The organism is Sphingopyxis italica (assembly GCF_011926545.1).
GTDB lineage: Bacteria > Pseudomonadota > Alphaproteobacteria > Sphingomonadales > Sphingomonadaceae > Sphingopyxis > Sphingopyxis italica.
In genome coordinates, this window is sequence record NZ_JAATIT010000002.1 from 326,209 (window position 1) to 350,515 (window position 24,307).

Consider the following 24,307-nt stretch of genomic DNA (forward strand, 5'->3'; position numbering starts at 1 on the left):
GAAGCTTAGATATGCAGCGGCCGTCCGAACGCTGCCAGCACGCCCTCGTGCATCGTTTCGCTGAGCGTCGGATGCGGGAAGACGGTGCCGATGAAATCATCCTCGACCAGCTCGGCGGTCTTGCCGATCGTATAGCCTTGAATGAGTTCGGTGACTTCGGCGCCGATCATGTGCGCGCCGAGCAGCTCGCCGGTCTTCGCGTCGAACACGGTCTTGGTGAAACCCTCGGACTCGCCCAGCGCAATCGCCTTGCCGTTGCCGATGAAGGGGAAGGTGCCGGCCTTGACCTCGTAACCGAGTTCCTTCGCCTTCGCTTCGGTCAGCCCGACGCTGGCGATCTGCGGGCGGCAATAAGTGCAACCCGGGATGTTGCGCGGGTCCATCGCGTGCGGGTGGCCCCCCGCGATCGCCTCGACCGAAATGATCGATTCGTGCATCGCCTTGTGCGCGAGCCACGGCGGCGCGGTGACGTCGCCGATCGCCCAGATGCCGGGAACGTTGGTGCGGCACATCGCGTCGGTGTCGATATGGCCCTTGGTCGTCTTCACGCCGAGTGCTTCGAGCCCGATATTCTCGGTGTTCGGGACGATGCCGATCGCGACGATCGCGTGGCTGAATTCGGCGCTTTCGGTCTTGCCGTCCTTGGTCCTGATCTTCGCGGTGACGCCGTTCGCGGTCGCTTTCAGTTCCTCGACGCCGGCGCCCGTGAAGATCGTCATGCCCTGCTTCTTGAGCGATTTTTCAAGAAAGGCCGACACATCCGCATCCTCGACGGGGACGAGGCGGTCGAGCATTTCGACGACGGTCACGTCGACACCCATGTCGCTGTAGAAGCTCGCGAATTCGATCCCGATCGCGCCCGATCCGATGACGAGCAGCTTCTTCGGCATTTCGGGCGGGACGAGCGCGTGGCGATAGGTCCAGATGCGCTTGCCGTCGGCGGGGGCGAACGGCAGGTCGCGCGCGCGCGCGCCGGTTGCGACGATGATGTTCTTGGCGGTCAGGGTTTCGGTGCCCTTCTCGCCCTTCACTTCGAGCTTGCCCGGCGCGGTGAGCTTGCCCTCGCCCATATGGACGGTGATCTTGTGCTTCTTCATCAGGAAGGCGACGCCCTGGCTGAGTTGCTTCGCGACGCCGCGGCTGCGCTTGACGACCGCGTCGATGTCGGCGCTGATCTGCTGGGCGATCAGGCCGTAATCGCCCGCATGCTGCATATAATGATAGATTTCGGCCGAGCGCAGCAGCGCCTTGGTCGGGATACAGCCCCAGTTGAGGCAGATGCCGCCGAGATTCTCGCGCTCGACGATCGCGGTCTTGAGTCCAAGCTGCGCCGCACGGATCGCCGCGACATAGCCGCCGGGTCCCGAGCCGAGGACGATGAGGTCGTAGTTGGTGTCAGCCACAATTATCTCCTTGTTCGCCATTCCGGTTGCGGAGTTTGTCGATCAACTCCCAAAACACGGAAGCGGCTATAGCCGCATAGGCGAGAAACCATATTTGCCTTGAATCTTCAGGCCAAATCCAACTGGCCGTGGCGGCCAGAATGGCGAGCGCGAGCAGTCCGACCAACCAATGCAGAAGCTGTCGAACGAAGCGCATCGCCCTTCCCTGATCAGGCCACCAGCCCCAGCGGGTTCTCCACCAGTTCCTTGAAGGTCTTCATCAGCAGCGCCCCATCGGCGCCGTCGATTGCGCGATGGTCGAAGCTGCCGGTTGCCGACATAACGGTGGCGATCGCGAGCGCGTCGTCGACCACATAAGGCCGCTTCTCGCCCGCGCCGATCGCCATGATCATCGCCTGCGGCGGGTTGATCACCGCGGTGAACTGCTTGATCCCCATCATGCCCATGTTCGAGATCGAGGCGGTGCCGCCCTGATATTCTTCGGGCTTCAGCTTGCCTTCCTTTGCCTTCGCCGCGAGTTCGGACATTTCGGTCGAGATTTTCGACATCGACTTGCCGCCCGCATCGACGATGATCGGGGTGATCAGGCCGCCCGGGATGCTGACCGCGACCGAGATGTCGGCGCGCTTGTATTTGCGCATCACGTCGCCGCCGAAGCTGACATTGCACGCCGGCACGCGTTCGAGCGCGACCGCGAGCGCCTTGATCAGCATGTCGTTGACGCTGAGCTTGACGCCGCGGCTTTCGAGGCTGGCGTTGAGCTCGCCGCGCAGTTTCAGGAGCGCGTCGAGGCGGATGTCGACGGTGAGGTAGATGTGTGGCGATTCCTGCATCGACTGGCTGAGGCGGCGCGCGATCGTCTTGCGCATTCCGCTGAGCTTTTCGTCCTCGTGCGGGATGCCGAAATCGGGGATTGCGCCGGCTGCTGCCGGGGCTGGCGCGGCCGCGGCCGCGGCAGGCGCCGGAGCGGCGGTTGCGGCCGCGGGGGCCGCGGCGCCCGCCGGGGCGCCCTCGAGGTCGGCCTTGACGATACGGCCGCCGGGGCCGGTGCCGGTCACGCCCTTGAGGTCAATGCCCTGTTCGGCGGCGAGACGCTTGGCGAGCGGGCTCGCCTTGATGCGGTCGCCCGGTGCAGCGGGGGCGGCAGCCGGCGCGGGTGCCGGGGTCGGCGCGGGAGCCGCAGCGGGTGCCGGCGCCGGGGCTTCGGCCTTGGGCTCGGCGGCAGGCGCCGGCGTCGGCGCCGCCTTCGCGCTCGACGCATCTTCGTCCTCGCCCGCGATCACCGCGATCACGGTGCCGACCTTCACATTGTCGGTGCCTTCGGCGACGAGAATCTGCGCAATCGTGCCTTCGTCGACCGCTTCGAACTCCATCGTCGCCTTGTCGGTCTCGATCTCGGCGAGCAGGTCCCCCGATTTGACCGTATCGCCCTCTTTCACCAGCCATTTGGCGAGGGTGCCCTCCTCCATCGTCGGCGAGAGAGCGGGCATTTTCAATTCGATTGGCATGTCTAGGCTTGTCCCTGTCAGTCTTGCAGGCGGGGCCTGCCGCTACGGATTCTTCCTCGCCATAAGCCCTGTCCCGGTCAAGGTCCAGCGGGCCAGCTTGCGTTTCATACGAATGTGACGCACTCTCCCACCCAAGCAAAAACACGAGGGGTCGGGGCGATGCGGACATATCTGGTGGTGATCGACGACAGCCCGGAGGCGTCGCTCGCGCTGCGCTTCGCGGCGCGGCGCGCGGCACGAACGGGCGGCGGCGTGATCGTGCTGGCGATCATCCCGCCGCAGGATTTCGTCGCCTTCGGCGGCGTCCAGGCGACGATCGAGGCCGAAGCGCGCGAACATGCCGAGGAACTGGTCGCCGCCGCCGGCGATGCCGTCGTGCAGGAAGCGGGCGTAACGCCGCAGGTCATGGTCAAGTCGGGCAAACCGGCAGACGTGGTGTGCGAACTGATCGGCGCGAACGACGAGGTCGCGGCGCTGGTCCTCGCAACGGCCGCGAGCGGCGCACCGGGGCCGCTCGTGACCTTTTTCACCGGACAGGATGCGGGGGCGCTCCCGTGCCCGGTGATGCTGGTGCCGGGCGGGATCGATATTACCCGGCTCGATGCGCTGAGTTAGGACCGATCGGCATTCAGCCCCTGGCGGCCTGCAAATGGCGGCGTCCCGCGCTTCCGGTGCTCACGTGCAGAAAGCACGCTGCGCTCCGGGTCACGGAAAACCACCATTTTCGACTCACCAGGAACTAAATGCCGATCGGTCCTAGGCGGCGGCGACGCGCGGCGTCGCCACCGCCTTCCACTCGAGGATCGCGAAGCCGAGCACCGCGAAAGCCTGCGCGACGACGACCGCGATGCCGAGGCCGGTCATCTGGACGGCAAAAGTCGCGACGACCGCGAAGCTCGCGGCGACCCAGCCGAGATTGCCGAGCGCGATCAGCTTGACCAGCGCCGGATTCGGCACCTTCTGCAAAGCGGCAACGACCATCAGCAGCGCGGCGGCGAGGCAGATCCAGCCGCCAACCGCGACGATATTCGCGGGCAGGCCGAGCAGCGCGCCGACCGGCGCGGCGGCGAGCAGGCCGATGGCGAAAACCCCCGTGCAGGTGACGGCGTCGGCGATGAGGATATATTTGAGATTGCGGATCGACATAGTGATTCTCCTTTCGACCCGCCCCAATTGGACCCCGGAGTGAATGGCGTCGATTACGCGTGAGGTAATGGAAAAACCGAAGGCCGGGGTATAGCGGACGTTACGAAGGAGAATGATGATGAAGCCCGCTTCCCTCGGCGAACAGCTCCGCGAATGGCGCGTCCGGCGCCGGATGAGCCAGATGGACCTCGCGCTCGACAGCGAGATTTCGACGCGTCACTTGAGCTTTATCGAAACGGGGCGTTCGAAACCGAGCGCGGCGATGTTGCAGCGCATCGCCGATTGCCTCGAGGTGCCGCACCGCGCGCGCAACGCGTTGCTCCTCGCGGGCGGTTATGCGCCCGATTATCAGGAGCGACCGCTCGACAGCGACGAAATGGCGGGGATGCGGGCGATCGTCGAACATGTGCTGAAGGGGCATGAGCCCTACCCCGCGCTGGCGGTCGATCGCCACTGGAACATGGTGGCGGCGAACGCCGCGGTCGCGCTGCTGGCGCAGCTCGCGGCGCCCGAATTGTTCGAGCCGCCGGTCAATGTGCTGCGCGTCGCGATGCACCCAAAGGGGCTCGCGCCGCACATCGTCAATCGCGGCGAATGGCGCGCGCATCTGCTCGAACGGCTCGATCACCAGATCGACGCGAGCGCCGATGCCGGGCTGATCGCGCTGCGCGAGGAGCTTGCGGACTATGGTGGCGACGCCGAGGGCGATCATGGCAGCGCGGCGAACGGTATTGCGGTGCCGCTGATCCTCGACACGCCGATGGGGCAGATCCGCTTCGTGTCGACCGTGACGATCTTCGGCACGCCGGTCGATATCACGCTCTCGGAGCTGGCGATCGAGGCGTTCTTCCCGGCGGACGCGGAGAGTGCGGCGTTGTTGCAGGCGATGGCGGCTGCCTGAACTACCGTTTCCGCCCCTTATGCTTGATATTCGCAGGGCGGCCGCGCTTGCCGACCATATGCTTGCCCGCCTTGTCCTTGCCCTTCATCCCGTCACGTCGCGGCGGGCGGTTACGGAAACCGCCTTCGGGCGCGTCGGGGAGTTCGAAGCGCAGCGCGCCGCTGATCGGGTTGGCATCCATCAGCCTCAGGTCGAGCCGCTGCCCGACCGTGAAGCTCACTCGGCCATGCTCGCTGTCGAGGCTGCGCGCCGCTTCGTCATAGAAAAAGCGTTCGCTGCCCAGCGTCGACACCGGCACCAGCCCGTCGCCGCCCAGCCCGTCGACCGTGGCGAAAAAGCCGAAGGGCTGCACCCCGGTGATCCGCGCCGCGACGATCTCGCCGGTTTTGCTCGCAAGATAGGCCGCGACATAGCGGTCGACGGTTTCGCGCTCGGCTTCCATCGCGCGGCGCTCCAGCGCGCTGATCGCCTCGCCGATGCGCGAAAGGCCCTTGGCATCCGCTTCGCCCAGCCCGGTGCGTGCGGGCAGGTCTTTCGGTTTGCCCGGCACTTCGAGGCGGTAGCCGTCGACGAGGGCGCGGTGGACGATCAGATCGGCGTAGCGGCGGATCGGCGAGGTGAAATGCGCGTAGCTGCCGAGCGCGAGCCCGAAATGCCCCGCGTTGGCCGGGCCGTAATAGGCCTGCGTCTGGCTGCGCAAAATCGCCTGCATGATCTCGGGCAGCCGGTCGTCCTCCGAAAAGCCGTCGATCAGGCGGTTGAACACCGCAGGGGTAATCACCTGCCCCAGCGCGAAACTCTGTTCGAAGGTTTCGAGATAGTCTTTCAGGCTCACGAGCTTCTCGCGGCTCGGCGGTTCGTGGATGCGGTACATCACCGGCGACTTCTTCGCCTCGAGCGCCTTCGCCGCCGCGACGTTCGCCGCGATCATATAATCCTCGATCAGCCGCATCGAATCGAGCCGGTCGCGGACGCGAATCTCCGCAATCCCGCCCGCCTCATCGAGGATGACCTGCCGTTCGGGCAGGTCGAGATCGAGCGGTGCGCGCGAGGCGCGCGCCTTCGCCAGCAGCGCCCAGCACGCCCACAAATTCCGGAGCGTCGGGAGTACATCGGCATCCCATTCGTCACGCGGCGCGTCGGCGTCATAGGCGGCTTGCGCATGTTCATAGGCGATGTTCGCGCGCAGCCGGACGAGCGCCCGCGCGAAGCGCCATGACGTCACCTTGCCATGCTTGTCGATGACGAGATGGCACGCCATCGCGGCGCGGTCCTGCCCGGCTTTCAGCGAGCAAACGCCCGCCGAGAGCGTTTCCGGCAGCATCGGCACGACCTGATCGGGGAAATAGACGCTGTTGCCGCGCCGCCGCGCCTCGCGGTCGAGCGCCCCATCGGGGCGGACATAGTAGCTGACGTCGGCGATCGCGACGATCGCGCGGAAACCGCCCTTGTTGCCGGGGTCTTCGTCGGGGACGGCCCACACGGCGTCGTCATGGTCGCGGGCATCGATGGGGTCGATGGCGACGATCGGCAGGTCGCGCAGATCTTCGCGTCCGTCGGGGGTGAGCGGCAGCTTCGCCGCCTTCTCCGCCTCGGCGAGCGTTTCGCCGTCGAAGACGTGCGGAATCTCGTGCCGCGCGATCGCGATCATGCTCAGCGATTTGGGCGCGAAGGGATCGCCGATGCGGTCGACGACCTTTGCCTTGATCGCCGGACCACGCCCCGTCAGTTCGGCGCGCACCAGATCGCCGATGGCGGCGTCGCCCTTGTCGGCGACGGCGAAGTCATAGCGCGCGCGCTTGTCGGCGGGACGCAGCCAGATCATCGGCTTGCCGCCCGGGCCGACATCCTCGACGAGCAAGCCGATCACCATCTCGGCGCTCGCTGCCAAGCGTTTCATCGGATGCGCGACGTGGCCGCTGCCGTGCTCTTCGGTGCGCGCAAGAATGCGGTCGCCGACGCCGAGCGCGCCTTTCCGTCCCTGCTCCATCACGCGCAGCCGCGGCGCGGGGCCGGCGCCTTCCCAGCGATCGGGCACCGCCCAGAGGTTGCTGCCCTCGATCGCCGCGACGCGCAGCACGGTCACACGCGGCAGGCCGCCATGCTTGTGAAAGGCGCGGCCCGGCGCCAGATCGACGAGGCCTTCGTCGGTCATGTCCTTGAGCAGCGCCTTCAGCGCGATCTTGTCATTGCCGTGGAGCGCGAAATGCTTCGCGATCTCGCGCTTGCCGACGGGCTGATCGGACGCCGTGATGAAGTTGAGGATCTGCTCGCTGCTGGGCAAGCCGGGCGAATTATTCGAACGTTTTTTCATTAGCCGAAGCTATAAGCGCGCCAGCGGGCTTTACCAAGCGATAGCACGCCCTCTCCATCGTCAGCCGTAAGCGATCCAGCGGCCCGATGCGCCCGCCGCGAGCCACAGGAGCAGCGACGCCGCGGCCATCGCCTGCGCCGGGCGCGGCGCTCCATCCGTCCAGCCCGCAATACGCGCGCTCCATGCCCACCGAAAGGCGGCGGCGTTCGCCAGTGCCGCAGCGACGATGATCAATTTTCGTTCGAAAATGGCCGACCGCGCCAGTGCCGCGCCGTCGGCGGCGAACAGGATCGTGCCGCTGGCTACCATCAGGACCAGCCCGGCGATGGCAACGGGCGTCAGCGCGCGCGACAGCTCCGCGATCGGCAGCCTGCGCCACAGGCCGATGACCCGCAGATCGACGATGCCGATGCCGCCGACCAGCATGACGAGACCCAGCAGATGCAATGTATTGGCGACGGGATAGACCAGCGCCGACCCGCGCGACCATGGCCCGATGCCGACGGTATCGAGCCATGCCGCGGCGGCGGTCAGAAGGGGCTCCACGCGACCTTGCTCAGCGCAGCTCGACCGTCTTCTTGCCGATCATCACGCGCTCGATCCGCATTTCGGCGGTGCCGTCGCGGCGGAGATAGCCGGTCAGGCGAAAGCGTTTGCCGGGCTCGATCTCGGCGCGCGTCAGCCCGCGCGCTTCCATGCGGCCGACCGGCGCCAGGATGACGTCCCAGACCTTGCCCTTCCAGCGCATCTTCGCGCTGCCGTGCGGGTTTCCCCACGACAGTTCGGAGAAAGACGCGGTCAAGGTGACCGGTTTGGTTTCGTCATAGGACGACCAGCCATGATGGGCTGCGGCGGGAAGCGCGGCGAAGGCCAGCGTAGCCGCCGCGATCAACAGGGGAAATCGCATCGACAGTCTCCTTCGAGCCCCTCGGCGCGAAGGCTAAGGACCTATGCCCTTCCATGCAAGCGCGTCGCGGTTCAATAGGTCCGCCCGATCAGCACGCGCTCGACCGCCGGTTCGCCGGTGAAGAAGCAGGCGTCGTCCGCGGGGGCGGCGCCCAGCGGCGTGTTGCGCATCGTCAACTTGAGCGCCTTCAATTGCTCGACGATCTTGTCGAGCGTCGCCCCGCTCGGCCGTGACCATTGCACTTCGACCCAGCCGGCGAATTTGTCGTCGCCGGCGAAATGCGCCTTCAGGTCGGTGACGTCGCGGCGGATATTGGCGTGGAGCCGTTCCTTCGCTTCGGCATGGAGGCTCGTCTGGATGTCTTCGAGCGTCGCGACCGCGTCGGCGACGAAATCGCCCTTCGCGACGAACGCCGAGTTGAGCTTGCCGTCGTCCTTGTAGAGCCGGTCGCGGCGGATCACCGCGACATTGCCGCCCGCGACATCGCGCGGGCCAACCTCGACGATGATCGGGGCGCCCTTCTTGACCCAACCCCAACGTTTGGTCTGCGGCTTGTTCGCGCCGGTGTCGAACAGCACGCGGAGGGGCTCGCGGAAGGCGTCGAGCGTCTTGAGCCGGCTTTCGAGGTCGCGGCAATAATCGAGGACCGCGGTATCCTCGTCATTGTCGCGCAGCATCGGCACGATCACGATATGGTGCGGCGCGATGCGCGGCGGACAGCGCAGCCCGTCATCGTCGCCATGCGTCATAATAACGCCGCCGATCATGCGCGTCGACGTGCCCCAGCTCGTCGTGTGGCAGAGGCTGTGGCCGCCGTCCTTGTCCTGATAGCGGATGTTCGCCGCCTCGGCGAAACCGGTGCCGAGATAGTGCGAGGTGCCGGCCTGCAGCGCCTTGCCGTCCTGCATCATCGCCTCGATCGAATAGGTCGCGACGGCGCCCGGAAAACGCTCATTCTCGGGCTTCTCGCCGGCGATCACCGGCATTGCGAGGACATCCTCGGCAAAGGCGCGGTACATTTCGAGCGCCCGCAGCGTCTCGGCCATCGCGTCTTCGCGGGTTGCGTGCGCGGTATGGCCTTCCTGCCAAAGAAACTCACTGGTGCGCAGGAACATGCGCGTGCGCATTTCCCAGCGCACGACGTTGGCCCACTGGTTGACCTTCAGCGGCAGGTCGCGCCAGCTCTGCACCCAGCGGCTCATCGCCGAGCCGATCACCGTTTCGGACGTCGGGCGGACGATCAGCGGCTCTTCCAGCTTCGCCTCGGGATCGGGGACGAGCTTGCCCTTCCCATCCACAATCAGCCGGTGGTGGGTGACGACCGCCATTTCCTTTGCGAAACCATCGACATGGTCGGCCTCCTTTTCAAAGAAGCTCAAGGGAATGAAGAGCGGGAAATAGGCGTTCTGAACGCCGGCATCCTTGATCGCGGCGTCCATCACCGTCTGGATGCGTTCCCAGATGCCATAACCCCACGGCTTGATCACCATGCAGCCGCGCACCCCCGATTCCTCGGCGAGGTCGGCCTCGGCAATGACATCCTGATACCAGGCCGCGAAGTCGGCCTGGCGGGTTACGCTGAGCGCATGCTTGATCATCTGTCCTGTTTTCTGTGCTTTGGGGGCGGCGAGAGCGGCCCCGGTTATTTCTTGCTTGCGAGCTCGGCCTTGAGGTCGGCGATTTCGGCCTTCAGCGCGGCGATCTCGGCGTCTTTCGCCTTGCTTCCGCCGGCGCCTGGGATGAAGGCCCCGGCGGCCTGCTGGAACATCTCCATATTGCGGCGGGTGAGTTCGGCGAGCGGGTTCGCGCCGAGCGCGCCTTCGAATGCCGAACGGACATCCTGCTGGTTCTTGCGAAACGCGGTCATCGACGCTTCCAGATATTGCGGGACCATCGACTGCATCTTGTCGCCGTACATGCCGATCAGATGACGCAGAAAATTGACCGGCAACAAGGTTTCGCCGCGCGTTTCCTCATCCATGATGATTTGCGTGAGCACATTATGCGTGATGTCCTCGCCGCTTTTGGCATCGACGACGCGAAAATCGCGGCCGTCGCGGACCATCGTGCCCAGATCGTCGAGCGTGATATAGCAGCTGCGTTCGGTGTCGTAGAGGCGCCGGTTGGCGTATTTCTTGATCGTGACGACGTCATCTTCCGCCGCCCCCTTGGATTTCGCCATTTTTACCCGCGCTCCCTGCATCCCGGAACCATTGGCGACCGCGCCGCACCGGACAAGCCGCAGCATTAGCATCAAATTATGATGCGTCGCAACATGCGGCGCGAGGCGGCCAAGCGAGTCGGCAAGGATCAAAAGGCGCATCTTTCGGTTCGGCCAAGCGATGCCGACGGTGCCAGCCGCACCTCGTCCTGTACTGACAGGAGCAGCGTCCAAAACACGGGAAGGAAACTTAGTTTCGATTGTAGCGATAGATCTGCAATATTTCGCCGCACCAACCGCTTCCGGCGTTTTTTCCTGTCGCGCCAAGAAAATTTATTAACGTCGGTTTGTCTCCATCCGAAGAAGCGAGTGTTGCGCAAATATCACAGAAAACATGCCATAAATGGCGGGTGACATCAAATTGCCACGGAAGGCTTGTGCTCTGATTCTTTTTGCGTCTTCCTAGCGGCAATTCGTTCATCTTGTTTTTTGAACGGACAACCGGGGAGTTATCAATGACAAAGTCGCACCTGTTTCTGGGTGCTGCTGCCTTTGCAGTAGCCATATCCGTGAGCCAGCCCGTGCTGGCGCAGGACACGCCGCCATGCGCCGATACCGACAATAATGGGGTCTGTGACACCGATGAGGCATCGACACCCGCCAACGACGGCGATGCCATCATCGTGACGGGATCGCGAATTGCCCGCGCCAATTTCGACACCGTCGAGCCTTCGGTCGTCGTGTCGTCGGAGGATATCGAAGCCCGCGGGTTCGAAACGCTTGGTCAGGCGCTTAACGAGCAGCCATCCTTCGGTGTCCCGGGCTCGTCGCCCGTCGGCGGTCAGTCGGGCTTTGGCCAAGGGCAGAGCTTCGTCAACTTCCTGGGTCTCGGATCGCAGCGCACGCTCACGCTCGTCAACGGCCGCCGCTTCGTCGGTTCGAATACGGCCTCGATCTTCGGCCCGACCGGTGCGGGCAGTCAGGTCGATCTCAACGTCATCCCGACAAAGCTGGTCGAACGGGTCGAGACGATCGTCGTCGGCGGCGCCCCGATCTATGGTTCGGACGCGATTTCCGGTACGATCAACGTCGTCCTCAAGCAGGATTATGAAGGTTTCGAGCTTGACGGCCAATACGGCCTGACCACGCGTGGCGACGCCGCCAACTATCGCTTCCGCGCGCTCGCGGGTTATAATTTCGGCGACGGTCGCGGCAACGTGACCGTCTCGGCCGAATATAACAAGGGCGAGGGACTGACGGGCGTTGATCGTCCGGCGTTCGCCAGCGGCCTTTTCTTCCGCGACGCAAGCGATCCGACGAGCGGCTTCACGCAGGAACTTTATGCCGATCGCCGCCTGCCCGCGATCTCGGAAACCGGCTCGCCGATCGTCGGCCTCGCCGACTTTGGCCTCGACTTCAACTTTCCGGACTCTCAGGGGCCACTGTTCGGCCTGCCTGCGGGATTCAATGGCGCGGTGACGAACGGAGCCGGCGACCAATTGAAATTCGACGAAAACGGAAACTTGATCCCTATTGATTTCGGCACCTACGCCGGTCGCCCGGGTTCATTTGGCATCGATTTTGCCGGTGGCAATGGTTTCAGCCTCGTCCCGACGTCGAATCTGCTTTCGGAAACGCGCCGTTACAGCGGGATCATCACGACAAAGTATGAACTGTCGGATTCGATCCGCTTTTTCGGCGAGGCTTGGTATTCGAACAGCAAGGGCCGCAACCTGCGCGACCAGCCCGTGTATAATTCGGCCCTGTTCGACGCCGCGGGAACCCCCGATGGCAATATCATCGTCAGCGTCGATAACCCGTTTTTGTCGACGGCAGCGCGCGCCGCTATCATCGATTCGATCAACAATAACCCGTTTTCGGACCAGAATTTCCTGGGCGTGACCCAGGATTATTTCTATCTCGGCCGGGCCAACACCGACCTCGCGACCGGCAATTCGACCGGTGAGGTCGAAGTCATGCGCTTTGTCGCCGGTCTCGACGGATCGTTCGACGCACTCGCCGGCACCTGGAACTGGGAAGTCGTCGGCAATTACGGCCGGTCGAAAACTTCGGGCACGTCGCGCGAACTGGTGCAGCAGAATTTCGAGAATGCGGTCGATGCCGTCCTTGACGGCAATGGCAACATCGTGTGCCGTCCGGGCCATACGAATGCCTCGATCCAGACCGTCAACAGCACTTGCGCGCCGCTGAACCTGTTCGGCACGGGGCGCGTATCGCAGGAAGCACTGGACTATATCTCCGCAATCGCGCGTCCGGTATCGCTGAACAAGCAAAAGGTGTTCAGCGCATTGCTTTCGGGGCCGTTGTTCGCATTGCCTGGCGGCGATCTTTCGATCGCGGTTGGCTATGAACATCGCGAAGAAACGCAAGATTTCGACCCCGGCGCCTTTTTCCGCGGCGAACTTCAGGACGACGGCACCTATGCGTCCTATGGCCGCTCGGTCCCGATTCAGCCGGTGATTGGCAAGTTCAACACCGACGAACTCTCGGGCGAACTCCGTGCCGAACTGATCAGCCCGTCGACGGGCGCGTTCATCAATCTGCTCGAGCTCCAGGCGGCTGGCCGCTGGGTCGATCATTCGATCGCGGGCGGCGACTTCACCTGGACCGTAGGCGGCCGTGTGAAGCCGATCTCGGACATCACGATCCGCGGCAACTTCACGCGCTCGATCCGTGCGCCCGCCATTACCGAGGCGTTCAACCCGTCGAGCGACTTCTTCGGCTTCGCCACCGATCCGTGCGACCAATCGAACCTCGACAACGGACCTGATCCGGCAACGCGCGCGGCCAACTGCGCCGCGATCGGCCTGCCCGCGAATTTCAGCTCATTGTCGGACAGTCGTTCGTTCACCCAAGCCATCGCGGGCAATCCGTCGCTGAATAATGAAAAGGCGGACAGTTGGACCGTCGGCGTCGTTCTCGAACCCTCATTCATCCCGCGTTTCCGCGCGAGCGTCGACTATGTCGACATCAAGCTGAAGGATGTGATCAGCGAATTGTCGGGCAGTCAGGTTGTAGCAAACTGCTATGATTCGGCGGATTTCCCGGCCAATGAGTTCTGCGATCGTATCACGCGCGATGCGTTCGACGGCGACGGTTCTGCAGACGACGGTCAGATCAGCTTCATCGAAACGGGCTACTTCAACTCGGCCCAGCTTCGCTACAAGGGTTATCTGGCGTCGATCGACTATCGCGTACCGACCGACTTCATCTCGACCGACTCCCAGATCGGGGTCAATCTTTCGTATCAGTATCTGGATGAACTCAGCACCCGCGCCGACGCCAACTCGGCGAAATCGCAAACCGATGGCAGCATCGGCTATTCGAAGCATAAGGGTGTGCTGACGCTCAATTACTCTGAACCGACCTTCAATTTGTTCACGCAATTGTCGTACATCGGCAAGGCACAGATCGATCCGCAGGCCGCGGAAGATTTCTATCCCGATGGTCTTAACGACATCCCCAGCGTGATCTTCGTCAATATGGGCGTCCGCTTCGACGTCGATGAACGGTTCGAGCTCCAGCTGAACGTCGACAACGTCTTCGACAAACAGCCCCCCTACCCCTATCCGGCGTCGGGCGGCACGATCACCTATTTCCGTGGTCTTCTCGGGCGCTACGTGCGTGCGGGAGCGACCGTGAAATTCTGATAATGATATGAATCTGCGAAGAAGGCCTCCCCGATCATATCGGGGGGGCCTTTTTCTGTCGGGCGATCGCTCTTGCGAACCGGCGGCTTGATCTAATCGGGGCGAGCCCAACGGCGCTCAAACCGCGCACCCAGCCCCGTCAGCAGTTCATATTGCGACAAGCCGCTGCGCGCCGAAGTCGAGGGCAGGTCATAGCCGAGCGCGAGCCAGTCGCCTTCCTCAAGTCCGCCGACATCGCTGGCGTCGAAAGCGGTCAGGTCCATCGACACGCGGCCGATCAGCGGTAGCGAGCCTGCTTCCCAAGTGGCGCGACCCGATCCGGAATGGCAGCGCAGATAGCCGTCGGCATAGCCCAGGTTCGCGATCGCGATCCGGCTGTCGCGCGGCGCGGTCCAGGTCGCGCCGTAACCGACCGTTTCGCCATGCCGCACCTCCCGCACCTGCAACACGCGCGCCTCTGGAAAGGCGACCTGCCGGATATGTCCCTCGGCTTCGCTCCGCGGCGTCCCGCCATAGAGCGCGATGCCCGGGCGGGTCAGATCGAACGCATAATCGGCGCCGAGGCAGATGCCTGCGCTGTTCGCCAGACTGTAACGCCGGGCGGGGATCGCCCGCCGGATGTCGCGGAACGCCGCCAGTTGGCGCGCATTTTGTTCGCTGTCCTCGTCGGCCGAGGCGAGATGACTGAGCAGGGTTTCGACGGTCAGGCCATCGAGAGCGCCGCCGGTCGCTTCCTCGACATGAAGCCCGAGGCGGTTCATCCCGGTATCGATCATCACATCGCACGGGCGCCCCTCGCCCGCATCGCGCCAGCGCGCGATCTGCACGAGGCTGCTGAGCACGGGCCGCGCGGCAAGCGTGCGCGCGGCGACCATGTCGCTCGCGCCGACGCCGTGGAGGACCGAGAGTGATACCCCCCGCGGCAAGGGCATCAGCGCGGCGGCTTCGGCCCAGGTCGCGACGAAAAAGTCGCGGCACCCCGCAGCGGCCAGGTGCCGCATCACCTCGCGCGCGCCGAGACCATAGGCGTCGGCCTTGATCGCCGCGCCGCACGCCGCCGAGCCGCTCTGCTTGGCCAGCCAGCGCCAGTTGGCGACGAGGGCCTCGGAAGACAGGCGAAGACGGAGCGGCGACGGAATGGCGATCATTCCCCTGCCCCTATACGGCTTGGCTGGCCCCGCCAATGGGGTGATCAGACGGCGGGCTTGTCCCATTGCCCTTCGACCGGATCCTTCAGCATGAACGCGGTAACGAGGAAAGCGACGAGGACGACGCCCCAGGTATACCAGAGCCCGGCATAGGCGTTGCCGGTCTTTGCGATGATGAAGCTTGCGATCAGCGGCAGGAATCCCCCGAAATAGCCGGTGCCGAGGTGATAGGGGATCGACAGCGAAGAATAGCGGACGTGCGGCGGGAACATTTCGGACAGCAGCGCGGCGACCGGGCCATAGGTGAAACCCGATAGCGCGCTGAGGCCGAGCAGCGCGAGGAAGATCACGGCGATGCTTCCCATGCTCGGTATTTGCTTTTCGAAGCTGTAGCCCATTGCTTCGAGCGCGGGTTTGAGAACCGCCGGATCTTCACCAGCGACTTCGCGGCCGCCGACCGTTACAATGACGCTGTCAAAACCTGCGGGGACGTTGAAGACCTGATAGGGCACCCCAAGCTTGGTGAGCTCGCCAAGCGTCTTGCCGCACGCGGTCTCCTGCTTCTGCGCGAAAGGATCGAAGCTGCATTTCGATCCTTGGACGACGATCGGCGCCCGTTCGGCCGCAGCGGTCAACGCGGGATTGCCGACGCTGCCCATCCACCAGAAGAACGGGAAGAGCAGCACCAATGTCACGCCATAGCCCCAGACGATCGGTTTCTTGCGGCCGATCCGGTCGGACAGGCGCCCCGCCCAGATAAAGAAGACCATGCCGACCGCCGCGGCCAGGCCGACGATGATCTCGGCGGCGGTGTCCTCGACCTTCATCGGTCCTTTGAGGAACGACAGGCCCGAGAACATCGCGGTGTACCAGATCACCGTCAGGCCCGCCGCGATGCCGAACAGCGCGATGAAGATGCGGCGCCGATTGCCGGGATAAGTAAAGCTTTCCTTGAGCGGGTTCTTCGCCAGTTCGCCCTCGGCCTTCATCGCCTGGAACACCGGGCTCTCGGAGAGTTTGAGGCGCATCCACAGCGAAATGGCGAGCAGGATCAGCGACAGCAGGAAAGGCACGCGCCAGCCCCAGCTTTCCCACACCGCGTCGGGCATCAGCGCCTTGCACCCGAGCACGACGATCAGGCTGAGCACGAAACCGCCGACGACGCTCGCCTGGATGAAACTGGTATAGAAGCCGCGCTTCCCGGGCGGCGAATGTTCGGCGACATAGATGGCGGCGCCGCCATATTCGCCGCCAAGCGCGAGGCCCTGCAGCACGCGGAGCAGAATGACGATGATCGGCGCGGCAATGCCGATGCTCGCCGCCGACGGGATCATGCCGACCCCCGCGGTCGCGATTCCCATCAGCGTGACGGTGACGAGGAAGGTATATTTGCGCCCCAGCCGGTCGCCGAGAAAGCCGAACAGCACCGCCCCGAGGGGCCGGAAACCGAAACCGACCGCGAACCCCGCCCAGACAAGCAGGATTTCAAGCGTCGCATTGTCGCTGGGAAAAAATGCCTTGCCGATGATCGCCGCGAGCGTGCCGTAGATGAAGAAATCATACCATTCGAACACCGTGCCCGCCGACGAGGCGGCGATGACCATGCGAATGTCTTTCGCGCTCGGCTGATAGACCGCGCCATGGTCGGCGACGGCGGCTGCGTCGGTCATAGTCTCTCCCCTGCCCCTATCGGGCTTGTCGCCATCTCTAGCGGTCGGCGAACGGCGCGCAAGCCTTCTTGGCGTAGCGTCATTCCGGTGGCAGGATGCCGCGATGCAATTCATCGACCTATCGATCCCGATCACCAACGACGTCGTGTCCGACCCGCCGGTGATGCGCCCCAACATCACCTATATGACCCATGAGAATACATGGGAGCAGATCGCGATGTTCTTCCCGGGGCTGACGCGCGAGGATCTGCCCGACGGTGAAGGCTGGGCGGTCGAGATGCTGTCGCTCAGCACGCACAACGGCACCCATATGGACGCGCCGTGGCACTATCATTCGACCACCGACAGCGGCGCCTCGCCCGCCCCGTCGATCGACGAAGCGCCGCTCGACCTCTTCTTTTGTCCCGGGGTGAAGCTCGACTTTTCGGATCGCCCGCACGGCCATGTGGTGAGCGGCGCCGAGGTCGAAGCCGAGCTCGCGCGCATCGGCCACGATCTCCAGCCGCTCGACATCGTGCTGGTCCAGTCGGGCGCGATTTACGGCACCGAAAACTTCACCGATCAGGGCTGCGGCATGGGCGCCGAGGCGACGCTCTACCTGACGGAACGCGGCGTGCAGGTCGTCGGGACCGACGCGTGGAGCTGGGACGCGCCGTTCAGTCACACCGCGAAGCGCTGGGCCGAAACGCGCGATCCGTCGATCATCTGGGAGGGGCACAAGGCGGGGAGGATCCGGCCCTATTACCAGATCGAGAAGCTGACCAACCTCGCGGCGATCCCGGCGAAGGGCTTCACCTTCAGCTGCTTCCCGGTGAAGATCGAGCGCGCGAGCGCCGGGTGGATCAGGGCGGTGGCGCTGGTGGGCGATTGAGCTGAGCGATCGAGTGGCGGTTTTCGATCGGAAACCAGCCGTCGCCCACCTTCTACTTCGTCATCCCCGCGCAAGCGGGGACCCAGAGCGTGCGTAGGCTGATCCCAGACTGGGTTCCCGCTTTCGCGGGAATGACGAGGGTGGATAGGAACGTCCGCTCCCCACCCCAAAACGGTCATACTCCGCTAGAACAATCGCGAGCCGTTCGGCACTGCGCGATCGGGTGCGAACAGGATCACCGCACCCTCCTCATCGGCGAAACCCAGCGTCAGCACCTCGGACATGAATTTGCCGATCTGGCGCGGCGGGAAATTGACGACCGCGGCGACCTGTCGGCCCGCGAGGTCCTCGATGGCATAGCGGTCGACGATCTGCGCGCTGCTCTTCTTCACGCCGATCGCGGGGCCGAAGTCGATCTTCAGCTTGAACGCGGGCTTGCGTGCTTCGGGAAAGGGCTCGGCCTCGACGATCGTGCCGATGCGGATGTCGACGCGGAGGAAATCGTCGAAGGTGATCGGGGCGGCGGCGGGCGCGTCGTTGTCGTGATTGAGGTGCATTCAACAAACTCCGTTCGCCCTGAGCCTGTCGAAGGGCCGTGCTTTCTTCGGTGCAGTAGAAGGAAGGACGGTGCTTCGACAAGCTCGGCACGAACGGATTTTGAGGATCATTCCATTTCGAGGATCACCGCATCGACCGCGAGGCTGTCGCCCTGCGCCGCGTTGACGGTCTTCACCACGCCCGTTTTCTCGGCGCGCAGGATATTCTCCATCTTCATCGCCTCGACCGTCGCGAGCGGCTGGCCCGCCTCGACCTTGTCGCCTTCGCCGACGTGCAGCGCGACGAGCAGGCCCGGCATCGGGCAGATGAGGAATTTCGAGAGGTCGGGCGGAATCTTTTCGATCATATGCTGAGTGAGCGGCGCGATATGCCACGGCAGCACGCGCACGTCATGGATGCGTCCGCGCGTCGTCATGCGCCAGCCGGTGCGCGTCTTCGCGACCTTCACCGCGAGTTCTGTCTCGTCGATCTCGGCCACCACCAGCCGATCGCCCGGCGTATATTCGAGCGCGATGTCGATCCGGTCGCCCTCGACCTTGATATGCTTCTCGCCGATCTTGACCTTATGCGGAGTGCCGTCGATCGACACCTGCCATTTGGCCGGGGGTTCGAGCCGATCGCCGAGCTGGCCGTCGGTGCGGCGCGCGCGGTCGGTCTCGGCGCTCGCCATGAAGCCCGCGATCGCCGCGAGCGCGCGGACGATATGATCGCCGGTCTCGGCGCCGTGGAAGCCCTCGGGATATTCCTCGGCGATGAAGCCCGTCGTCAGTTCGCCTGAACGGAAACGCGGGTGCTGCATGATAGCCGACACGAAATCGATATTGTGGCCGAGGCCTTCAATTTCGAAGCGGTCGAGCGCCGCGATCTGCAGGTCGGCGGCTTCGTCACGCGTTTCGCCCCAAGTCACCAGCTTGGCGATCATCGGGTCGTAGAAGATCGACACCTCGCCGCCCTCCTCGACCCCCGCATCGACCCGCACGCCGTCGACGCCGCGCTCGTCGCCTTCCCATGCCGGCACGGGGGTGCGGTAGCGCACGAGGCGCCCGGTCGAAGGCAGGAAACCGCGATACGGATCTTCGGCATAGACGCGGTTCTCGATCGCCCAGCCGTCGATCTTGATGTCGTCCTGCGTCATCTCGAGCTTCTCGCCCGCGGCGACGCGGATCATCTGCTCGACGAGGTCGATGCCGGTGATCGCTTCGGTCACCGGATGCTCGACCTGCAGCCGCGTGTTCATTTCGAGGAAGTAGAAGCTCTCGCCCGTCGGGTCGGCGCCCGACACGATCAATTCGACCGTGCCCGCGCTATAATATCCGACCGCCTTGGACAGCGCGACGCACTGCTCGCCCATGGCCTTGCGCATCTTTTCGGTGACGAAGGGCGACGGTGCCTCTTCGACCACCTTCTGATGGCGGCGCTGGATGCTGCATTCGCGCTCGTTGAGGTAGAGGACATTGCCGTGCTGGTCGCCGAGGATCTGGATTTCGATGTGGCGCGGGTTGAGGATGAATTTCTCGATGAAGACGCGGTCGTCACCGAAGCTGTTGAGCCCTTCGCGCTTGGTCGCCTCGAAGCCTTCGCGCACGTCCTTTTCGTCATAGGCAAGACGCATGCCCTTGCCGCCGCCGCCAGCCGACGCTTTCATCATCACCGGATAGCCGATCTCGTTCGAGATGCGCACGGCATGTTCGGTATCTTCGATTTCGCCGACGAAGCCGGGGACGACGTTGACGCCAGCTTCCTTCGCGAGCTTCTTCGATTCAATCTTGTCGCCCATCGCGGCGATCGCGTTCACCGGCGGGCCGATGAAGGCGATATTTTCCTTGGCGAGCGCCTCGGCGAAGCTGGTGCGCTCGGACAGGAAGCCATAACCCGGATGCACCGCCTCGGCGCCGGTCGCCTTGCACGCCGCGATGATCTTGTCGGCGATCAGATAGGATTCGGATGCTGGCGACGGCCCGATATGCACCGCCTCGTCGGCCATCTGGACAAAGGGCGCGCGCGCGTCGGCGTCCGAATAGACGGCGACGGTCGCGATCCCCATGCGGCGCGCGGTCTTGATGACGCGGCAGGCGATTTCGCCGCGATTGGCGATCAGGATTTTTTTGAACATCAGTGATCCAGCTTCTTCCAATAACGTCTGGCGTAGAGCGAGAAACTCAGCACCGAAACGGCAATTATTGCAGCTTTCCAAGGCCAGAAAGAAACCTTGCCCGGCGCCTCATCGCTGCCCCAACTTACGAAAAAATAGACTATTCCCGTCAGCACGACCCACACCGCGAATCCCGCGACGATGTTGGCGAGAACGTCGAACAATTTCACTCCGCCGCCTCCATCCGCATCGGTTCCTCACTCTCCATCGGGCGCAGCCCCAGCTTCGCGAACAGCGCCGCGTCGGCATTGTCGCCGCGGTTGCCGGTGGTGAGCAGTTTGTCGCCGGTGAAGATGCTGTTCGCGCCCGCCATGAAGCAGAGCGCCTGCGTCGCTTCCGACATGCTCTCGCGGCCTGCCGACAGGCGCACCATCGATTTCGGCATCGTAATGCGCGCGACCGCGATGGTGCGGACGAATTCGATATCGTCGATTTTCGCGAGCGGTGTGTCCGCCAGCATGTCGCCAAGGACGGTGCCCTTCACCGGCACCAATGCGTTGACCGGCACGCTTTCGGGATGGCGTTCGAGGGTCGCGAGCGCATGAATGAAGCCGACGCGGTCGGTGCGGGTCTCGCCCAGCCCGACGATCCCGCCCGAGCAGACGTTGATCCCGGCACCCCGGACTTCATCGAGCGTGTCGAGCCGGTCCTGAAAGGTGCGGGTGGAGATGATATTTTCGTAATTCTCAGGGCTCGTGTCGATGTTGTGGTTGTAATAATCGAGCCCCGCGACCGCCAGCGTCTGCGCCTGTTCCTTCGTCAGCATCCCCAGCGTCATGCAGGTTTCCATGCCCATCTGGCGCACGCCCTCGATCATCTCGACGATCGCGGGCATGTCGCGCTCCTTGGGGTTGCGCCAGGCGGCGCCCATGCAGAAACGCTTCGATCCCGAATCCTTCGCCTGCGCCGCCGCCTGCAACACCGCGCGGACGTCCATCAGCTTGGTCGCCTTCAATCCGCTGTCGGCGCTTTTCGACTGCGAGCAATAGCCGCAATCCTCGACGCAGCCGCCGGTCTTGATACTGAGCAAGGTGCAAAGCTGGACCTCGCCGCGTGCATGATGGCGGCGATGGACGCCCTGCGCCTCCCACATCAGTTCGTCGAACGGCAGGTCGAACAGTTCGGCGATTTCTTCGCGCGTCCAGTCGGTGCGGGTGTCGGTGATCATGCAGCATCCTCCAAAGGGGGCATGTTGTGGCCGAGAAGGCGCAGCACATCGGCCGCGCATTCGACGACGTTGGAGCCGGGGCCATAGATGCCCTGCACCCCCGCGTCGCGGAGATATTGATAGTCCTGCGGCGGGATGACCCCGCCCGCGATCACCTTGATGTCGCCGCGCCCCGCCTCCTTCAATTTACCGATCAGTTCGGGGATCAGCGTCTTGTGCCCCGCGGCGAGGCTCGACGCGCCGACGACGTCGACGCCGCTGTCGAGCGCGAGCACGACCGTTTCCTCGGGGGTCTGGAACAGCGGCCCCGACACGACATCGAAGCCCATGTCGCCGAAGGCCGAGGCGATGACATTCGCCCCGCGATCATGTCCGTCCTGCCCCATTTTGGCGACCAGCAGTTTGGGTTTACGCCCCATGCGGCGTTCGACCGCCTTTACGCCGTCGAGCACCTGCTGCCAGCGATCGTCGCCTTCATAGGGTGCGGCATAGACGCCCTTCACCGGGGTCGGCTGGGTGCCGTAACGCTCGAAGCTTTCCTCCATCGCCGACGAAATCTCGCCGAGCGTCGCGCGGGCGCGCGCGGCATCGACAGCGAGCGCGAGCAGGTTGTTCTCGATGCTCGAACGCCCCGCCGCGCCGTCGCGCAGCGCCTTGAGCGCGGCGGCGCATGCCGCCTCGTCGCGGCTCGCCTTGATGCGGTTGATCCGTGCGATCTGACCCTCGCGCACCTTGGCATTGTCGACCTCGAGCGTTTCGAGAAGATCCTCATCTTGTCTGCGATATTTGTTCACCCCGACGATGACATCGTCGCCGCGGTCGACGCGCGCCTGCCGCGCCGCGGCGGCGGTCTCGATCATCGCCTTGGGCCAGCCAGCCGCCACAGCCTTCGCCATGCCGCCTTCCTTCTCGACGCGCTCGATGATCTCCCACGCCTTGTCGACGAGTTCCTGCGTCAGCGCCTCGACATAATAGGAGCCGCCGAGCGGATCGACGACCTTGGTCATCCCGGTTTCTTCTTGGATGACAATCTGGGTGTTGCGCGCGATGCGCGCCGAGAAGTCGGTCGGCAGCGCGATCGCCTCGTCGAGCGCGTTGGTGTGCAGGCTCTGCGTGCCGCCGAGCATCGCGGCCATCGCCTCGATCGTCGTGCGCATGACATTGTTGTACGGGTCCTGCTCGGTCAGCGACACGCCCGACGTCTGACAATGGGTGCGCAGCATCTTCGACCGCTCGTCCTTGGCGCCGAGGTTGGTCATCACGCGGTGCCACAGCACGCGCGCGGCGCGGAGCTTCGCGATCTCCATGAAGAAGTTCATGCCGATCGCGAAAAAGAAGGACAGGCGCCCCGCGAACTTGTCGATGTCGAGGCCCGACGCGACGCCATAGCGCACATATTCGGCGCCGTCGGCGATGGTGAACGCCAGCTCCTGCACCTGCGTCGCGCCGGCTTCCTGCATATGATAGCCGGAGATCGAGATGCTGTTGAACTTGGGCATCTCGCGGCTCGTGTAGCCGAAGATATCCGAGATGATCCGCATGCTCGGTTCGGGCGGGTAGATATAGGTGTTGCGGACCATGAACTCCTTGAGGATGTCGTTCTGGATCGTCCCGTCGAGCAGCTTGCGGTCGACCCCCTGCTCCTCGCCCGCAACGATGAAGAAGGCGAGGATCGGGATCACCGCGCCGTTCATCGTCATCGAAACCGACATCTGGTCGAGCGGGATGCCGTCGAACAGGATCTTCATATCCTCGACGCTGTCGATCGCGACGCCTGCCTTGCCGACGTCGCCGACGACGCGCGGATGGTCGCTGTCATAACCGCGATGGGTGGCGAGGTCGAAGGCGACGCTCAGGCCCTTTTGACCCGCTGCAAGGTTGCGGCGATAGAAAGCGTTCGATTCCTCGGCGGTCGAAAAGCCAGCGTACTGCCGGATCGTCCACGGCCGCCCTGCGTACATCGACGCGCGCACGCCGCGGGTGAAGGGCGCGAAACCGGGGAGGCCCGGGTCGGTCGCGACATCCTCGGCGGTGTAGAGCGGCTTGACCGCGATCCCCTCGGGCGTGTGCCAGGTCAGGTCCTTGCCCTTCACTTCCTTGTCGGCGGCGGCGGTCCATTGGTCGATGGTCGGCTTGTCGGTCATATGCAGTCTCAATCTCGTTTTCTTTACTCGTCACCCTGAACTTGTTTCAGGGTCCATGGCCTGCCTTCTCGGTCTGCACCGCGCTGATGGCGAGGTCCGGCCATGGATGCTGAAACAAGTTCAGCATGACGAAGGGATAAAGGTTAGTGCGCCGCCTTCGGCGTCTCCATAATCTCGGTCAGCACCCCGCCCATATCCTTGGGGTGGAGGAAGAAAATCAGCGTCCCATGCGCTCCGATGCGGGGTTCGCCGAGCACGCGCTTGCCCATCGCCTCGAAATCGGCCTTGGCGGCGTGGATATCGGGAACTTCGTAGCACATGTGATGCTGCCCTCCTGCGGGGTTCTTCTCGAGAAACCCCGCGATCGAGGTGTTGCCGGGCAGCGGCTCGACCAGCTCAATCTGCGTGCCCGTAAGCGCGCCGTCGGCACCGGGCGTATCGACGAAGCACACTTTCACGCCCTGTTCGGGCAGGTCGAAAGGATCGTGGATTTTCGTCGCGCCCATGACGTCGCGATAAAAGACGATGCTGTCGGCGATCGACGGCGTGGCGACGCCGATGTGGTTGAGGCGGCCTAGTTTCATC

The 24,307-nt window shown here is 64.1% G+C and carries 21 protein-coding genes; 4 read left to right on the forward strand and 17 right to left on the reverse strand.

Annotated features, from left to right (window positions below):
* Positions 1-5 precede the first annotated feature (5 nt).
* Together lpdA and GGR90_RS09285 are read right to left on the reverse strand one after the other, a co-directional pair.
* Positions 6-1,403, reverse strand: coding sequence for a dihydrolipoyl dehydrogenase (gene lpdA / locus GGR90_RS09275; protein WP_167921147.1), 1,398 nt, complete (start codon positions 1,401-1,403; stop codon positions 6-8).
* Positions 1,404-1,612: 209 nt separating this feature from the next.
* Positions 1,613-2,911, reverse strand: coding sequence for a pyruvate dehydrogenase complex dihydrolipoamide acetyltransferase (locus GGR90_RS09285; RefSeq protein WP_167921149.1), 1,299 nt, complete (start codon positions 2,909-2,911; stop codon positions 1,613-1,615).
* Positions 2,912-3,070: 159 nt separating this feature from the next.
* On the opposite strand from GGR90_RS09285, the gene GGR90_RS09290 reads away from it, so the two are divergent.
* Entirely contained in the window at positions 3,071-3,526 is a 456-nt protein-coding gene (locus tag GGR90_RS09290) for a universal stress protein (protein WP_167921150.1), read from the forward strand.
* A gap of 141 nt (positions 3,527-3,667) precedes the next feature.
* Here GGR90_RS09290 and GGR90_RS09295 read toward each other — a convergent pair whose 3' ends face one another.
* The gene (locus tag GGR90_RS09295) at positions 3,668-4,057 is read right to left on the reverse strand and encodes a hypothetical protein (RefSeq protein WP_167921151.1); all 390 of its coding nucleotides are present in this window, start codon (positions 4,055-4,057) and stop codon (positions 3,668-3,670) included.
* A gap of 118 nt (positions 4,058-4,175) precedes the next feature.
* On the opposite strand from GGR90_RS09295, the gene GGR90_RS09300 reads away from it, so the two are divergent.
* Entirely contained in the window at positions 4,176-4,958 is a 783-nt protein-coding gene (locus GGR90_RS09300) for a helix-turn-helix domain-containing protein (protein WP_167921152.1), read from the forward strand.
* A 1-nt stretch (position 4,959) separates the two neighbouring features.
* On the opposite strand, the gene GGR90_RS09305 is transcribed toward GGR90_RS09300, so the two are convergent.
* From GGR90_RS09305 to GGR90_RS09330, 6 genes are all read right to left on the reverse strand, one after another.
* Entirely contained in the window at positions 4,960-7,272 is a 2,313-nt protein-coding gene (locus GGR90_RS09305) for a ribonuclease R family protein (RefSeq protein WP_167921153.1), read from the reverse strand.
* Positions 7,273-7,332: 60 nt separating this feature from the next.
* Complete coding sequence (locus GGR90_RS09310) at positions 7,333-7,818, reverse strand: hypothetical protein (protein ID WP_167921154.1); 486 nt, start codon at positions 7,816-7,818, stop codon at positions 7,333-7,335.
* Positions 7,819-7,828: 10 nt separating this feature from the next.
* Entirely contained in the window at positions 7,829-8,179 is a 351-nt protein-coding gene (locus GGR90_RS09315; RefSeq protein WP_167921155.1) for a DUF6152 family protein, read from the reverse strand.
* Positions 8,180-8,250: 71 nt separating this feature from the next.
* Positions 8,251-9,777, reverse strand: a complete 1,527-nt coding sequence (gene proS / locus GGR90_RS09320; protein ID WP_167921156.1) for a proline--tRNA ligase — start codon at positions 9,775-9,777, stop codon at positions 8,251-8,253.
* Positions 9,778-9,821: 44 nt separating this feature from the next.
* Positions 9,822-10,361 (reverse strand): polyhydroxyalkanoate synthesis repressor PhaR, encoded by a 540-nt coding sequence (gene phaR / locus GGR90_RS09325; protein WP_167921157.1) that lies wholly within the window; start codon positions 10,359-10,361, stop codon positions 9,822-9,824.
* A gap of 229 nt (positions 10,362-10,590) precedes the next feature.
* A complete protein-coding gene (locus tag GGR90_RS09330) occupies positions 10,591-10,821 on the reverse strand; it encodes a hypothetical protein (protein WP_167921158.1) in 231 nt (76 codons plus the stop codon).
* A gap of 88 nt (positions 10,822-10,909) precedes the next feature.
* Between GGR90_RS09330 and GGR90_RS09335 the strand changes: the two genes are divergently transcribed.
* Positions 10,910-14,011, forward strand: coding sequence for a TonB-dependent receptor domain-containing protein (locus GGR90_RS09335; protein ID WP_167921159.1), 3,102 nt, complete (start codon positions 10,910-10,912; stop codon positions 14,009-14,011).
* Between the two features lie 92 nt (positions 14,012-14,103).
* Here the strand turns inward: GGR90_RS09335 and alr are convergent, their stop codons facing one another.
* Together alr and GGR90_RS09345 are read right to left on the reverse strand one after the other, a co-directional pair.
* Positions 14,104-15,159 carry an alanine racemase gene (alr, locus tag GGR90_RS09340; protein ID WP_167921160.1) on the reverse strand — a complete coding sequence of 352 codons (1,056 nt, stop codon included), beginning with the start codon at positions 15,157-15,159 and terminating at the stop codon, positions 14,104-14,106.
* Between the two features lie 44 nt (positions 15,160-15,203).
* Positions 15,204-16,829 (reverse strand): MFS transporter, encoded by a 1,626-nt coding sequence (locus GGR90_RS09345; protein ID WP_167921161.1) that lies wholly within the window; start codon positions 16,827-16,829, stop codon positions 15,204-15,206.
* A 103-nt stretch (positions 16,830-16,932) separates the two neighbouring features.
* Here GGR90_RS09345 and GGR90_RS09350 point away from each other — a divergent pair, with 103 nt between their 5' ends.
* Positions 16,933-17,700: a cyclase family protein gene (locus tag GGR90_RS09350; protein WP_167921162.1), complete on the forward strand. Its 768-nt coding sequence runs from the start codon at positions 16,933-16,935 to the stop codon at positions 17,698-17,700.
* A gap of 185 nt (positions 17,701-17,885) precedes the next feature.
* Here the strand turns inward: GGR90_RS09350 and GGR90_RS09355 are convergent, their stop codons facing one another.
* From GGR90_RS09355 to mce, 6 genes are all read right to left on the reverse strand, one after another.
* Positions 17,886-18,257 (reverse strand): tRNA-binding protein, encoded by a 372-nt coding sequence (locus GGR90_RS09355; protein WP_167921163.1) that lies wholly within the window; start codon positions 18,255-18,257, stop codon positions 17,886-17,888.
* Between the two features lie 107 nt (positions 18,258-18,364).
* Positions 18,365-20,371, reverse strand: coding sequence for an acetyl-CoA carboxylase biotin carboxylase subunit (locus tag GGR90_RS09360; RefSeq protein ID WP_167921164.1), 2,007 nt, complete (start codon positions 20,369-20,371; stop codon positions 18,365-18,367).
* The gene (locus GGR90_RS09365) at positions 20,371-20,580 is read right to left on the reverse strand and encodes a hypothetical protein (protein WP_167921165.1); all 210 of its coding nucleotides are present in this window, start codon (positions 20,578-20,580) and stop codon (positions 20,371-20,373) included. The genes GGR90_RS09360 and GGR90_RS09365 overlap by 1 nt, the downstream gene beginning before the upstream one ends.
* Positions 20,577-21,578, reverse strand: a complete 1,002-nt coding sequence (bioB, locus tag GGR90_RS09370) for a biotin synthase BioB (RefSeq protein WP_167921166.1) — start codon at positions 21,576-21,578, stop codon at positions 20,577-20,579. The genes GGR90_RS09365 and bioB overlap by 4 nt, the downstream gene beginning before the upstream one ends.
* Complete coding sequence (gene scpA / locus GGR90_RS09375) at positions 21,575-23,722, reverse strand: methylmalonyl-CoA mutase (protein WP_167921167.1); 2,148 nt, start codon at positions 23,720-23,722, stop codon at positions 21,575-21,577. The genes bioB and scpA overlap by 4 nt, the downstream gene beginning before the upstream one ends.
* A gap of 143 nt (positions 23,723-23,865) precedes the next feature.
* Positions 23,866-24,306, reverse strand: coding sequence for a methylmalonyl-CoA epimerase (mce, locus tag GGR90_RS09380; RefSeq protein ID WP_167921168.1), 441 nt, complete (start codon positions 24,304-24,306; stop codon positions 23,866-23,868).
* Between the last annotated feature and the right edge of the window lies 1 nt (position 24,307).

Bases quoted from the DNA above. Each gene is read 5' to 3' on its own strand.
- GGR90_RS09285 (WP_167921149.1), bottom strand. From the start codon at position 2,911: ATGCCAATCGAATTGAAAATGCCCGCTCTCTCGCCGACGATGGAGGAG.
- GGR90_RS09290 (WP_167921150.1), top strand. From the start codon at position 3,071: ATGCGGACATATCTGGTGGTGATCGACGACAGCCCGGAGGCGTCGCTC.
- GGR90_RS09295 (WP_167921151.1), bottom strand. From the start codon at position 4,057: ATGTCGATCCGCAATCTCAAATATATCCTCATCGCCGACGCCGTCACC.
- GGR90_RS09300 (WP_167921152.1), top strand. From the start codon at position 4,176: ATGAAGCCCGCTTCCCTCGGCGAACAGCTCCGCGAATGGCGCGTCCGG.
- GGR90_RS09305 (WP_167921153.1), bottom strand. From the start codon at position 7,272: ATGAAAAAACGTTCGAATAATTCGCCCGGCTTGCCCAGCAGCGAGCAG.
- GGR90_RS09315 (WP_167921155.1), bottom strand. From the start codon at position 8,179: ATGCGATTTCCCCTGTTGATCGCGGCGGCTACGCTGGCCTTCGCCGCG.
- proS (WP_167921156.1), bottom strand. From the start codon at position 9,777: ATGATCAAGCATGCGCTCAGCGTAACCCGCCAGGCCGACTTCGCGGCC.
- phaR (WP_167921157.1), bottom strand. From the start codon at position 10,361: ATGGCGAAATCCAAGGGGGCGGCGGAAGATGACGTCGTCACGATCAAG.
- GGR90_RS09330 (WP_167921158.1), bottom strand. From the start codon at position 10,821: ATGAACGAATTGCCGCTAGGAAGACGCAAAAAGAATCAGAGCACAAGC.
- alr (WP_167921160.1), bottom strand. From the start codon at position 15,159: ATGATCGCCATTCCGTCGCCGCTCCGTCTTCGCCTGTCTTCCGAGGCC.
- GGR90_RS09345 (WP_167921161.1), bottom strand. From the start codon at position 16,829: ATGACCGACGCAGCCGCCGTCGCCGACCATGGCGCGGTCTATCAGCCG.
- GGR90_RS09350 (WP_167921162.1), top strand. From the start codon at position 16,933: ATGCAATTCATCGACCTATCGATCCCGATCACCAACGACGTCGTGTCC.
- GGR90_RS09355 (WP_167921163.1), bottom strand. From the start codon at position 18,257: ATGCACCTCAATCACGACAACGACGCGCCCGCCGCCGCCCCGATCACC.
- GGR90_RS09360 (WP_167921164.1), bottom strand. From the start codon at position 20,371: ATGTTCAAAAAAATCCTGATCGCCAATCGCGGCGAAATCGCCTGCCGC.
- bioB (WP_167921166.1), bottom strand. From the start codon at position 21,578: ATGATCACCGACACCCGCACCGACTGGACGCGCGAAGAAATCGCCGAA.
- scpA (WP_167921167.1), bottom strand. From the start codon at position 23,722: ATGACCGACAAGCCGACCATCGACCAATGGACCGCCGCCGCCGACAAG.
- mce (WP_167921168.1), bottom strand. From the start codon at position 24,306: ATGAAACTAGGCCGCCTCAACCACATCGGCGTCGCCACGCCGTCGATC.